The organism is Bradyrhizobium sp. Crot121 (assembly GCF_059512385.1).
Map to the genome: position 1 here is coordinate 1 of NZ_JCAMOR010000035.1, position 12701 is coordinate 12701.

The 12701-nt window shown below is 59.2% G+C and carries 16 protein-coding genes and 1 pseudogene; 16 read left to right on the forward strand and 1 reads right to left on the reverse strand.

Annotation, left to right across the window (positions count from 1 at the left end; translation table 11 throughout):
• The 3 genes and pseudogenes from AC5ZGW_RS26430 to AC5ZGW_RS26440 form a co-directional block, all read left to right on the forward strand.
• Positions 1–99, forward strand: a pseudogene (locus AC5ZGW_RS26430) (IS5/IS1182 family transposase); the annotation flags it as partial.
• A gap of 1967 nt (positions 100–2066) precedes the next feature.
• Positions 2067–2684 (forward strand): glutathione S-transferase family protein, encoded by a 618-nt coding sequence (locus tag AC5ZGW_RS26435; protein WP_165435118.1) that lies wholly within the window; start codon positions 2067–2069, stop codon positions 2682–2684.
• A gap of 475 nt (positions 2685–3159) precedes the next feature.
• On the forward strand, positions 3160–3396 hold the full coding sequence (locus AC5ZGW_RS26440; RefSeq protein ID WP_130224903.1) for a DUF2867 domain-containing protein: 237 nt from the start codon (positions 3160–3162) through the stop codon (positions 3394–3396).
• A gap of 621 nt (positions 3397–4017) precedes the next feature.
• Here the strand turns inward: AC5ZGW_RS26440 and AC5ZGW_RS26445 are convergent.
• Positions 4018–4569: a PAS domain-containing protein gene (locus AC5ZGW_RS26445; RefSeq protein ID WP_130224901.1), complete on the reverse strand. Its 552-nt coding sequence runs from the start codon at positions 4567–4569 to the stop codon at positions 4018–4020.
• Positions 4570–5067: 498 nt separating this feature from the next.
• On the opposite strand from AC5ZGW_RS26445, the gene AC5ZGW_RS26450 reads away from it, so the two are divergent.
• The 13 genes from AC5ZGW_RS26450 (at position 5068) to AC5ZGW_RS26510 (ending at position 12572) form a co-directional block, all read left to right on the forward strand.
• Positions 5068–5379 (forward strand): site-specific integrase, encoded by a 312-nt coding sequence (locus tag AC5ZGW_RS26450; protein WP_245474613.1) that lies wholly within the window; start codon positions 5068–5070, stop codon positions 5377–5379.
• Positions 5380–5819: 440 nt separating this feature from the next.
• Positions 5820–6233, forward strand: coding sequence for a cupin domain-containing protein (locus AC5ZGW_RS26455; protein WP_130224899.1), 414 nt, complete (start codon positions 5820–5822; stop codon positions 6231–6233).
• Between the two features lie 269 nt (positions 6234–6502).
• Positions 6503–6955 carry a hypothetical protein gene (locus tag AC5ZGW_RS26460; protein ID WP_130224897.1) on the forward strand — a complete coding sequence of 151 codons (453 nt, stop codon included), beginning with the start codon at positions 6503–6505 and terminating at the stop codon, positions 6953–6955.
• A gap of 123 nt (positions 6956–7078) precedes the next feature.
• The gene (locus AC5ZGW_RS26465) at positions 7079–7492 is read left to right on the forward strand and encodes a hypothetical protein (RefSeq protein WP_130224895.1); all 414 of its coding nucleotides are present in this window, start codon (positions 7079–7081) and stop codon (positions 7490–7492) included.
• 223 nt (positions 7493–7715) lie between these two features.
• Entirely contained in the window at positions 7716–8381 is a 666-nt protein-coding gene (locus AC5ZGW_RS26470) for an ImmA/IrrE family metallo-endopeptidase (RefSeq protein WP_130224893.1), read from the forward strand.
• 258 nt (positions 8382–8639) lie between these two features.
• Positions 8640–8939, forward strand: coding sequence for a hypothetical protein (locus AC5ZGW_RS26475; protein ID WP_130224891.1), 300 nt, complete (start codon positions 8640–8642; stop codon positions 8937–8939).
• Between the two features lie 377 nt (positions 8940–9316).
• Complete coding sequence (locus AC5ZGW_RS26480) at positions 9317–9802, forward strand: Rid family hydrolase (RefSeq protein ID WP_130224889.1); 486 nt, start codon at positions 9317–9319, stop codon at positions 9800–9802.
• A gap of 10 nt (positions 9803–9812) precedes the next feature.
• Positions 9813–10481 carry an isochorismatase family protein gene (locus AC5ZGW_RS26485; RefSeq protein WP_496113985.1) on the forward strand — a complete coding sequence of 223 codons (669 nt, stop codon included), beginning with the start codon at positions 9813–9815 and terminating at the stop codon, positions 10479–10481.
• 128 nt (positions 10482–10609) lie between these two features.
• On the forward strand, positions 10610–10915 hold the full coding sequence (locus AC5ZGW_RS26490) for a hypothetical protein (RefSeq protein ID WP_130224887.1): 306 nt from the start codon (positions 10610–10612) through the stop codon (positions 10913–10915).
• 429 nt (positions 10916–11344) lie between these two features.
• Complete coding sequence (locus tag AC5ZGW_RS26495; RefSeq protein WP_130224885.1) at positions 11345–11551, forward strand: helix-turn-helix transcriptional regulator; 207 nt, start codon at positions 11345–11347, stop codon at positions 11549–11551.
• A gap of 326 nt (positions 11552–11877) precedes the next feature.
• Positions 11878–12060, forward strand: a complete 183-nt coding sequence (locus AC5ZGW_RS26500) for a hypothetical protein (protein ID WP_130224883.1) — start codon at positions 11878–11880, stop codon at positions 12058–12060.
• 20 nt (positions 12061–12080) lie between these two features.
• Complete coding sequence (locus AC5ZGW_RS26505; protein WP_245474611.1) at positions 12081–12278, forward strand: hypothetical protein; 198 nt, start codon at positions 12081–12083, stop codon at positions 12276–12278.
• A gap of 87 nt (positions 12279–12365) precedes the next feature.
• Entirely contained in the window at positions 12366–12572 is a 207-nt protein-coding gene (locus AC5ZGW_RS26510) for a hypothetical protein (RefSeq protein WP_035691046.1), read from the forward strand.
• Positions 12573–12701: the final 129 nt, after the last annotated feature.

A 12701-nucleotide genomic window follows, 5' to 3' on the forward strand; every position in this document is an offset into this window, starting at 1 on the left:
CTGAAGCGTTTCAGGCGCGTTGCTACGCGCTACGAAAAAACCGCACGAAATTACTTCGCTGTCGTCGCTATCGCCGCAACTCTGCTCTGGCTAACATAACTGTCCACGCGACCTAGCCGTCGGTCGAATCCCAAGGGGTGCACACAAAAAGAAAGGCCGCCTGCGTTGCCACAAGCGGCCCAAGTCCAGGGAGGAAACGCCCAAAGGGGCAGCGATAGCGATAACCGGCGTGCGCTCGGAGAATTCCGCGCAGATGCGCCCAGCCTAGGACAATGATGTGGTCCAGACGTTCTCGGCGGGTTGGAAGCGTCGGCGTTGAAAAAGACCCTTGATCGAGTGCCGTCGGTAACGCAAATGCCGCGCTTTGCTCGCCCGCGTGTTCGATCGGGCCGCGGCCCAAACGAGGGCGAACTAGTCACGCGACTCGATGGGCTGACTGGATGTCGACTTCGGGCCGAGGTCGTGTATCGCTCCACTGGACGTTGAACGCATTCGCCTGAAGCTGAACGCTCCTCGCGGCTTCTCTCTTGAATTCGCGCGCAAGTTGAGGAGGTGCGTTCTTTCATTTCGGGGGCACATGCGGACATTCATGATCGTAGCGGCTGGACCGGCCGTGTTGGGCTACGCCCCATCGGCCGGCGGCGCTCCCGACTTCTCCCGCCATCAAGGTTGCCCTCGCTGCGCTGCCCAGGGGCGCAGGAGCCGCCTCCGAGGGCGATGCCCGCGGCGCCGCGTCAGGAGTCCGCTCGGCCGGTCCGCACTGCTCTCCCCACGCCCAGAGGGAACCAGCGAACTACCCACCGGCCGGGACACGCGGCACCGGCGGTGAAGCGAGCGGCAGAGCTCTTCACCGCCGCGGCCATCGCCGCCCTAATCGTTCAGGACAGCCGTGGCGCCTACCATGCTACTGGCAGCCCTGCGCATGCCCGGACGCCCAATGCGCAACAGGCGAGCCTGCGGCGGCCGAAGCGCGTAAAGCCGTCCCGACGACCGCGCACCGCTCTGAACGGCTGTAGGTAGTGCCGCTTGCCGAGCGTTTTTGCAGCTTGTCGATCATGCGCAACGTGTAGTCGCGCCGGTCGGTCGCTCCAGCATACGTCGACGATCGCAATCCGCGTCCGCGACCATCTTTTTCCGCGGTTCCTCAGCAAAGACTCGGGCGAGCCACTCAGGCGAAATGTCGTCTTAGCCTGCGAGCTCTGTCTACCGCCTTGTCGATCGCGGCTTGGTTGCGCTCGATGGACACAACGAGCTCATGGCGAGACATTTCTGACATCGCCTTTTGCGGCGGCGGAGCACGGGTCGAAGGATAACGTGACCCGCACGATCCAGGATCTTGAAGGACAAGTCCGCGCGGACGCAGCTGCTCACCCTTTCATCGACCAAGAGCGTCTTCGCAACACAATACGCAAGCGGCGCGATGGTAGTCTGCAGGTCATCCTGGATAGCCCTAGTCCGTCGGCGCCCGGCTGAGTGACGAACGGAAACTTTTTGCCAAGCCGGCCTGTAAACCCCGCCCGGCGCGCGGTGCGGTGGCGGCTTTTCGTAGCTCGGCGCGGGCGTGTTCGGTAATCAGGCCGCTCGCTAACACACTCCGCGGTGCTCTGCTTGCAGACAGCGACACGATGATCGCCAAGACGCCGCATCGTATCTGACTCCGTGAGGGCATGAGCACTCCTCACAGTACTCCGCGGACCCAAGCGGAACAATGTGAGGGACCATCGAATTGCAGCAAAACGATCACTGACCTTCGTACATGCCCTGCAGAGGCTTGCGGCGACCGCGGCAACCAAAACCTGATCCTTGCGAGATTTTCGGAGCCCCTCAATTCTCGACTTTTCGACAGCATCGGCCACTTCCAGGCTCTTGCAGCGCAGCAAAGTTGTACCAGCGGTGGATTACCTCGATGCGGGCCAAGCTCGTGAAATGCTTCGCAGACCGATCAGGCTGATGGATCCGATACACACCGCCTGTGATGGTGCGCGACTGCATGGCGGTTGTCGCCCCGGATGGCGCAAAGTATCCTTTCAGTTTGCGGATCGGTCCTATCCCGAAGGGAAAATCGCATGCTCAAGATTTATGGAGCGCCTCACTCCCGTGCGTTTTGCGTCATCTGGCTCGCAAACGAGATCGGCATTCCCTACGAACTCATTCCTGTAACGTTCAGCGTGCCAAACGCCCGATGCAAAGAACCCTGGTATCTCGCGCTGAACCCGAACGGACTTGTGCCCGCTATTGATGACGGCGGCTTTGTCATGTGGGAGACCGCAGCGATTAACCTTTATCTCGCCGAGACCTACAAGAACTCACTATATCCGTCGAAGCCGCAAGGTCGCGGACGGATGCTTCAGTGGACATTCTTTGCGACCACAGAGGTCGAACCGCCGCTGATGACGCTGTTCAGAAATCGGATCTTCTTTCCGCCGGAGCAGCGGGACGAGACCTTGGCCGTTCAGGCTGAAGAAACCCTGCGCGCAAAACTCGCGATACTTGAGGATCAACTCGTCGAAACTCGGTTTTTCGGCGGTGACAGATGGAACATGGCCGATTTTATGGTTGCGTGCGTGCTGTGCGTTCTCGCCCGTCTAGAGTTGGACCTCACGTCCTATCCAAGAGTTGATGCTTGGCTGGCTGCGAGCCTCAATAGACCGGCGGCGCAGGCGGCTCGTAAATTACGAGAATAGAATTGTCGCGGTCATTGCGGGCGCCTCATCCGCTCGCCCGCCCAACGCCGCTCGGCAGGGGAAGGAAGGTACGCGTTGCGTTCGATTTTTGCCTGGTTACCGGGTTTGGTCTTTCCAGCTCTTCCACGCAGGCAGGGGCATAGTTCGCCTGCGAACGTCCGCGGTGCAACATCATGTTACTCCGACACCAGGAATGAGTGTCGTCGAGTGCGAGGTGCCTTCCGAGAGCGCCCTAGGCAAGGCTCTGATCGAACGCGCGGATTTAGTGATGCATACCGCGCACCACTGTGCCGCCCCGAAGCGGGCGTCATTGAAATCTTCTTTGCGATCTTTGCCCACCGCCGGTCTGGATGAACCTGTTACTGATCGCGCGGAACAACGTTGGAGGCTTCGCCGGGGTTGAGACGCCGACTACCTCCGAAATTCTGAACATCCAAAAGAAGGATCGTTATATCGTGGGACAGAAGACTGGCGCTTGGCCGATTTTCTTTCTGGGGTCGGACGAATTGATTCGGGACGGGACAACAAGCATATGGATTTCCGGCTGTCGATCATGAAGGTTCGCGATGGCAGCGGCCCAAGCGTCGCCGTGTCTACGCTGTGCATGTTTCACAGTCGCTTCGGGTGGCACTACCTGTCCTCCATCACTCCTTTCCACAGATTTGGTTTGCGCAAATTAATGGCGAGTGCCTTTGCCGCTGGGCGCCTGTAGAACCCATATCGTGCAACTGAGATACTATTTCACCGAGGTAACGGCCTTCCTGAGTTCTGTTTAGGCTCAGGCACAAGCGGCTGAAATACACACGCCGATTGGCGAGGTTCGCGACTTCTGCTCAGGGTCAAGAGCGTCGTCCTCCGCAATAGTCGGCCGCCCGTCAACTTCCACTATGCTTCGTTAGCGACCGAAATCGCGCGGCGGTGCAATGTGTCGCGAAGGGCCAAGAGCTGCTATCGTGCGCCTCCTTATATGCTAAACTTCCTGTTCCAGCTCGGCCTGGCCAGGCGGGCGGTTGAGTGTCGCAGGACCTTCTCAACCCGAGAGCGGCCGGCGCGATGGCGGAGGCCAGTGGTTGGATCCATCCAGTCTGTTCGGCACCACTCGCTTCATCAATTCTGTGGCGAGCAATCGTTCCCAATGGTTGTCGAACCGGCTCCAGCCATTGACGCAGTGCATGTCCAAAAATAGTTCGCTCTGCGGCAGATTGGAGAGCTCTTCCCATGAGAGCCGCAGCTGCTTGCGGCGGACATCCCAAACATTGGGTTTCTGTAGCCCGCACTCCGAGAGGCGACCTATCAATATGCTAGTCCAGCCCGAAGCAGCGAAGGGGTAGCCTCACTGCTCCCCCTCACCGATCTTGGAGTTAGAACTACTTGCAGACTCGGAGAGTAAGCCAGGAACAGTCTTGCTGGTATTGTGACGGAAAATGTTGACGGCTCCGATCACCTCGTCCTCGTTGTCACGAATTGGAAAGACATTAACGAGTGCCAGAAGACGATTACCGTTGGGCTGCTCGCAAATCACATCGGCGTTCCGAACGGTGCCGCCGTTGTTGATCACTACGGAAGGTGGTGCAAGTTCGTGCGGCATCACTTCTCCTGAGGGGTAACGAAGAAGGTGTGACCCGCAGTACTTTTCCGAGGTTCCCAGAGACGGCGTGCGTCCCCAACCCGCGATTGCAGCTTTGTTGCACTTGACGACGGTGGCATCCTTCTCGAGAACGTATATCCCTACTGGGATAGAATCCATCGCCTCTTGGTCTGCGAGAATTCCCTTTGCGACGAGGTGCCCGTCGACGACTTCTCCGCGAAAGTCGATTCTGTCGAAGTCGCCATCCAAAATCATTGTGCTTGTTGCTAAGCCACTATCTGTCACGCTGGTTGCCATTTTCAACCTCCTTTGCGCGAGAGACTCAGTAAATCGTCGAGCACCATGGCGAGCAGACGATTTTCCTCGATCGTCCTCTTTTTCACCGTCGCGCGTCATGAGCCTGTGCGCTTTTCCAATCGCTACAGACTAAGACGATCGCGATCAGCGGCTCGATTCAACGTAGGTAAACGTCGGGCATCCAAAGGCGGTCTCGGAACTATACGAAGGTTTATGGCGCTCGCCCCTAAAGCCGACCACTTCCGCGACGGGTCAAAGGACTAAACAGCTCGCGCGGTAGGGCGCTGCGGCGGGCGACTGAGGCCATGGGATAGCGCAACGGGGCGTCCTGTCTTGAGATGAGGGGGTCGCAACCTTCACTCAAAACAGGAGCATCCCCATGACCGACGAGACAGTGACCCCGCTGCGCCGGCGCATGATCGAAGACATGACGATCCGCAAGGTCGCCGAAGACCCAACATGACTGCGTGCAAAGGGTCTATAACTTCGCGGCGTTCCTTGGGCGATCGCCGGGATACGGCGAGCTTCGAGGACGTGCGCCGCTGCCAGCTCCATCTGGCCGCGAGCGGCGTTGGCGTGCCGACCATCAATCAGACCGTGTCGACGCTGCGGTTCTTCTTTACGGTCACGCTCAAGCGTCGCGAGATCGTCGAGCATACCCATGTCATTCACGAGCCGCGCAAGCTGCCGGTGGTGCTGAGCATGGACGAAGTAGCGCGGCTGATCGCGATCATCTTAGATAGCGTATGCGGTAGCGACCCCCCACCCCACACCTCGCTATCGCTGCTCGCCTTGGGCGGTACTCCCTGAGGCGGGGGCCGCCTCTGGCAACGCAGGCGGCCTTTCTTTTTGTGTGCACCCCATCGGTTTCTCGGGTCCTTTGGGCTGACAGAAAAGTGCGGGGTCCGCGCGACCGTGCGCTCCAAGTATATTTTCAATCCATCATATCGCGCTAAATTATTGTACCATTTCGCACACAAAGGCGGTGCGCGATGTGGCCCAATGCCGTCGTCCGACATGTCGAAAGTCCGACTTCCGTCCGACCGTGAGCGGTTCCGGTTTTTGCGCAAACCGGACATTCGGCCGGACCCCACAAGGGGCCGCGAGTGGCGAGTCCGATGCGGAAGGCGAACGGCCATCATAACGCGCGGTTATTGACTTCATCGCGTGGTGTCATTTCCAATTTGCCGCGCGGAATTTCATGCTTACGCGGTACCGGGCTCATCCGGCGCACAATCAGGAGGCTACAAATGTCAGTCCAGAAGCCGGTTCTAACGCCGCCCCACGGTGGCGAGAAGGTGACGACGAGCGGAGGCTCGAGCATCGAGATTAAAGTGGAGAGCAGCCAGTCCGGAGGCGAATATGGCGCTGTCCTGTGGACGGTGCGAGCTGGGGAGGAGCCTCCGATGCACACTCACTCGCGTGAGGACGAGCTAGTCTACGTGGTTGAGGGGCAGCTAATCGCGCGGGTCGGCAATTCCCGCGTTGAGGTGGGGGCAGGCTCCTACGCGGCTCTTCCCCGTGGTGTGCCGCATACGATCGAAGTGGTCGGCGTTCAAGCGACCCTGCTGGCCACCTATGTGCCAGGTGGGCTGGAGCGTTTGTTGGTGCCCCGGAAAGGCGAGAAGCCCGATCCGGCTGCTTTCGGCATAACGTTCCCGTAGGGTCGAGGACCACGGCGCGTGGCGTTCGTGACCGTGCGTCCGCGCGGGCGCTCGGGACCGCGCCAGATGATCGATTGCACGCGCCAGCCAGGTGCGCGTAGGAAGCAATGGGCATCTGAAGGGAGCACGCGACCGACACGAAGGTTTATGGCGGTGCGCGATGTGGCGAATGTCGCGGATCGAGACTGCGATCTTCGTGGCGGCGGTCGTCGTCATGGTCGCGCTGGCGGTGTGGATTGGCCTGTAGCCAAGGATCGAGAGAGGTGACGATGACAGATCGATCAGATAGCCCGACCTATTTGGCGCTGCCACAGAGTGCGCGCGGGGTGCTCGCTGCGATTGAGCAGGCGATCGGCGGCAGCGACAGCGCGAGCGTGTCCTACCTCTCCTTCATACTGGATCACCGCATCACGCATACGGTGGTGTCGCCATCGCTGAAGCTGCTCGACCGCCTCGGCCTGATCGAGATGGAGCCGGGTCCGCGCGGCAGCAACGTGTTCCGGTTATCGAACCGCTGGCGCGGCATTGACGAGGTCGAGGCCAAGCGGCTGTTGGAGTTGGCGGCCGAGGTGAAGCCGCATCGAACCTTCAAGAAGACGCCGGAGTCAAAGCCGGTGAAGCCACCACCGCCGCCGAAGCCCATGATGGTCGAGCGACCGCGAGTCATGCAGCGCCGGGTGCCGTCGCTGCCGACGATGCCGTGGCAGGACGACGGACGGTGATCGGCGGGGCTACTTGCTCCGTTGCTTGAGCGCCCGCAGCCGGTTTCCTCTCCGTTGTGTCCGGCACCACCGCAATCCCTAGCGGCTTGCCCCAGCCGATCCGCCCGGTGCATCTTCTCTAGCGTGGGCACCAAATCACGCGAGACCATCTACGGCGCGTCGATCCGGGCACCGGCAGAGCGGGCGGCCGAAGCACGCAAGCAAGCCGACCGGCTCGCCTGCGAGGCATGGAACAAGCGCATGCTCGGCTTCCAGGGACCGGCGCAGCCGTCCCCCGCGCTGGGTGACGCGCTGAACGCCGGTTATCTCTATCTCCAAGTTCGTTGCTTGGGCTGCAACACCCATCAGACCGTTGTCCTCGACATCGTGCGGCGACCGAAGACAACGCCGGTTCACGAGCTGGAGCGGTACATGCGGTGCAAGGATTGCTCTCAGGTGCGCGGCTATCCATACAAGCGCAGCCATCTCATTGCGCTGCGGACGACCAAGATTTCGGCTAGCGATCCACCCTCGCATTGGTGGCCGCGCGAACGATAAGTGATGTGCAATCCTTACATCATTACCTCCAACCAAGCGGTAAACGGCTCGGTAGGCATTTAGTTGTATCGAATTAAGTGAAGCGTTGCTTACTATTCCTCACCCGATAATAGTGGACCCAGAAACGGATAAATCAATTCGATGGCGGCCCGAGCAGAACCAATCAGTGGCGTCCAGCCTGAATTGCTTAAATGGGCACGCGATAGCACGAACATGACGACAGGTGACGTCGCCGAGAAGCTCAAGAAACGCCCGGAAGAGAATCGAGGCATGGGAGAACGGTGAAGGCGGGCCGACATACGCTAAACTGGAGCGCCTGGCCTACGAAATTTACAAACGGCCCCTTGCGATTTTCTTTCTGCCAGCGCCGCCTGATGAGCCAAAGCCTCGCACCGAATTTCGGTCGCTGCCGGACGCCGATCTGTCTTCGCTGCAGCGCCATACGGTTTTACTGATCCGCAAAGGCCATGCATTTCAGACGGCTCTTGACGAACTTTATCAACGGCGCAATCCGACAGAACGTCCGCTTGGCGAGAGATTTCCCTGTCTACGCAGCGCTTCCATTTCCACTCAGGCGCACCGCGTGCGCGAATTGTTGGGCGTTTCCCTTGATCGAGTACCCGAAGCGAGCAGTGACGACGATGCATTGAAGCTGTGGCGGCGGGCTATCGAGGCGCGCGGCGTGTTCGTATTCAAGGATAGCTTTAAGCAAGGAACGATTTCGGGCTTCTGCCTTAGGCATGAAGAGTTTCCTATCATCCTGATCAACAACAGCACCACAAAAACGCGGCAAACATTTAGCCTCGTGCACGAACTTGCTCACCTGCTCTTTAATCGCAGCGGGATCAGCCGGTTTGACAATGCTGCAATACATGAACTTCCGCCGTAAGACCGCGCCATCGAACGGTTTGCAATTCAGTCGCCGCTGAAATCCTAGTACCGGCACGTGATTTTGCCGTTGCGGTACGAGAACTGAATCTCAATCCACGGCAAGCAAGTGATGAAGAGTTTGCCGCGCTGGCAAGACGTTATCATGTAAGCCGCAGCGTCATCCTCCGCCGCTTCCTCGATCAAGGCCAAGTAACAGGAGCATTTTATCTCGACAAAGATCGGGAGTGGGCCAACCAGCGTGGTCGCGGCGGATCGGGTGAACGCAATCGATGCAAACAGCGTCGGCAAGGAGATTGGCACGCTTGTTTTGTCCGACGCCCAAATAGGTGGCGAGGGCCACAAGGTCGACGTCCCCGTGCTAACCGTCGATGCAAGCGGCAAGGCCACGGAGGTAGTGCCGCACCTCAATGTGGCCGAGATTAGGGGGCGCGCGATTATGATCCACGCGGGCGGCGATAATTACTCCGACCAGCAGTGCGCTTGGGTGGTGGCGGTGCGCACCAGACCTGAGTGTGCAGAACAGCTTGATCGTTACCCATGCAACACAATTCATTAGTTCCGAAATTTTTCTGCAGCCATCCTGCCGCATCTGAAAAATGGCGATGTCTTTCTCTCTCTCACCTCGGTCCAACATCCGGTCGGCGACAAATCCGCCGTAGGAGCGGCGTCATGGTCAAGGACGGCGGCGCGTTGGCACGCGCAACTTCGATTGGTCCAAGGGTGGCAACGGGAGTGCCTGCAGATGCGGCTGGTGGCATTCCTCGCTAGGGCCTCACGCGGCGCGGCGGCAATAACGATCGTCTATCGACTCTATGTCGAGAGGTGATTTCCCTCGCCGGCGTTGCAAGGTCATTCTCTAAAGCATCGTCGTACCAAAACTTTCAGTGCCGGCACCGAGACGCGATGCCGGATTGAGAGGCCAGGAGGCTCAATATGAAAAGCAACGAAGTAAACGCAGCCGCCGCAAATGGCAAAGAGGCCGCCTATTTCGGTGTGCCGTGGGAAGATGCCTACGGATACGCACAGGCGATCAAGGTTGGTGACACCATCTATGTCTCCGGCCAGCTCAGCCACGACGAGAAGGGGAAGCTGATCGCGCCTGCTTCTCTCGACGAATCCGGCAAGCCGGCCGAGTTCTCGATGATGGAACAGCAGTTGCGGGCGACCTACGCCAATGCCGTCAAGCTGTTGGCGAGCTTCGGGGCAACGCTGGACAACGTGGTCGAGGAGACGCTCTATGTCCTCGATGTCGTCGCCGCATTCGCCGCCGCGGGCAAGGTGCGCAAGGAAGCCTACGGCACGGCGCGCCCTCAGTGCGCCAGCAACCTGATCGGTGTGACGAGACTGGCCTTTCCTGAACAGCTCATCGAAATCGCCTTCAAGGCTGTGCTGTCGGCAGCAAAAGCGAAGCCGCGGTGATAAATCCCCGATGTCTAACGAAATCATGACACAAGGACCTGGCACTGCGAGGGCAACGCCCGACATCCTGATCGAGCCGAAGTATTGCGCCTTGGTGCTGGTCGATCAGCAAGCCGGACTTGCTTTCGGCGTGGGATCGATCGATCGCCAAATGCTTCTGAACAACGTGATCGCTCTAGCGCGCACTGCCACCGTTTTCCGCATGCCGATCGTGGCATCCACGTCCGCCACCAAGGTCTACAGCGGTCCCCTGATGCCCGCGATTCAGGCCGCGATTCCCGAAGTGGTCGCGATCGACCGCCGCAACATGAACGTGTGGGAGGACGACGCTGCGCGCGGCGCGATCGTCGCGACTGGACGGCGGAAGCTGATCTTTTCGGGGCTGTTGACGGAAGCGTGCGTGACTTTTCCGGTGCTCTCCGCTCGCGCGGCGGGGTATGAGGTACACGTCGTCGGCGACGCTTGCGGCGGGCTCACTCCAGTCAGTCACGATCTGGCGATGCGACGGATGGAAGCGGCGGGGCGAAGCCGACGTCGTGGATCCAGGTCCTTCTGGAGCTCCAGCGCGACTGGACCCGGCATGAGACCTATGACGGGGCGCGAGCTATCGTGGAGGCTCACGGCGGCGGATACGGCATCGGCCTGGCCTATGCACGGGATATGGATCAAGCCCGCGTAAGAAACCCGCCGATTATCCATCGGAGTTGTTCCTGCGCCTTGAGCGCTGGCGCATGGGGCTGGGTTCCTGGCGTGGGAAATCGTACTGCGAATATTTCATCCTGAAAGCCATTTGAAAGGAACTCTGCGATGACCGATGTCAATGCTAATGCCACCGACAGTAGTGTAGGTTCGCGGCTCCTGCTTTCATTGTTCATTGTGGTGTTGCTGTCGTTCGGTGCGTACGCCACTTTCGTCTCCGCTCCCGCGACACGGGCCAATGCGAAAATCCAACTCGATCGCGAGATTGCAGCTGAAAATCTCGCATTCTGTGAAAAGTTCGGAATACGCGCTGACACCAGCGACTTTGGTGTGTGCAGCCAACAGCTCGCGATTGTTCGACTAAAACAAGCCGACCGGGACCGTGCCGCAGCTGCAGGACTTCCCTGGCTGTGAGCTTTCAGGAGGTTGTTCATTCGGCCCCGACCGAGGAAGCTGAGGTTGCTGACACGGCCAGCCATATTCGGACGGCGCGATCGAATTTCACAAGCTGAAACTTGAAAAATTTTGCGCGCTGGTCGGCTGCGACAATCACTTGAACCTCGGGAATGCCACTCCTGTGCCGAGTTGCGGCGCGCCGCTTTCCGCGCCCAAGATGGGACCAAACGTGCATTAGCCAACCCAAGGTCCTTCAGGTTAAGAGCCGTGTTGTTCCAAGGTGTTTCGGCCAGTTGCCCGGCATTCCAAATTTTTAGTCAGCGGCGGCAGACGTCGAGACGCATGATTAGGGGTTCACGATGATCCGCAGCAAAAGGAGTTGAGGCCGAAACGGACGACGGCGCAGCAGGGGCCGACTCGGGTGGCGGCGCGGATAAACCTCGACGCATGCTCAGCGAAAAACAAGTGTTGGCGATCGTCCCAGTGTCGAGGACCACGCTTTTCCGAATGCAAAAGGCAGGCCGGTTTCCGAGATTGACCAACATCTCTCCGAACCGGCGCGTCTGGTTCGAGAGCGATATCATCGGGTGGCAGAACGAAATCGATGGCCGCGGCCGCGGCCGCCTCAACCATCTCCGCCGGTCGAAATCCTGAGGGGGCCGCAGCGCGTCGGCCGGCGCGAGCCCCGGCTGGGGAAGCGCGGCTCGCCTGTGCGTTATTCCGGACCGGCCGCCACCGGACACCGGCCGAGGCCTCGAACGCACCAGCGGCCAAGCAGCGCGTTTCATCGTGTTTCAAAATTGATCCAGATCAGTCGATTTCGCATCTATCTGCGAGCGTACCATGCGCTCAAAGGGACGGGACATGCTACCTGCACAATCCAAAGCATTGGCGGGATCGCGCGGAAGCGACTCGGGCCAAGATCGACTAGTTTTGGAACTGGGAGGAAAAGCAGCGGATGCTGCGGATCGCAGAAGAGTATGACCGACTGGCTGGCCGCGCCGAAGAATGGGCGCGCTCCGCTGAATTATCGGGACGTCCTGCAAACGAGTAAGGCCGCAGTTGGCGGCTGGTTGCGCAATGTTGCTGAACATCCATTCAAAAAAGTTCCGACACAGTTCCCGAAACTCCACGGCCAGCCGTTCGTTTCTTATCAATTGTAACTAACGAGAGGAGACGAACCATGAGAAAGCTTTCTTATGTTCTCGCCGCGTTAGCAACCATCGCTGTTGCGGCCCCTACAGTCGCAAGCGCTCAGGGATTTAGTGTTCGGATCGGCAGCGACCGAGACTACTATCGCGACCGTGATTATTACGGACCCCGGGGCATGACCGTGGTTGGCATCGCGGATGGTATCGTCGCTATGACGACCGTGACGTAATCATCAGGCGTCACCATTATTGGGACGACTAACGGAAAATGGCCCCTAGCGCGGGGGCAATTTTTTCGTCTGTTGATAGGTGCGATAATGAAACCGAAGCAGTCCGATGTATTTAGGGATAACGCGCAGAACTGCGCCGAGATGGCGGAGCGGGCGAAAGATAAAGCGGCATATAAGCGCTTTAAACGCATGGAAGAGGCTTGGCTGGCGTTAGCCAAGGAGCAAGAATGGTTAGATGGCGAGATACAACCAAACAGGTCCGTGCTAACCGAAGTCCTTGACGGAAAAACGTGACGGGAGAGCTGTCTCCCTGCCGCGCTAACGCACCAGCGGGCAAATGGCGCGTTTCGGCGTGTTTCAAAAGAAAAAGCCCGGCCAGCGATGTACTGACCGGGCGCTGCTAAATGGGCGGGTCACCGCCCA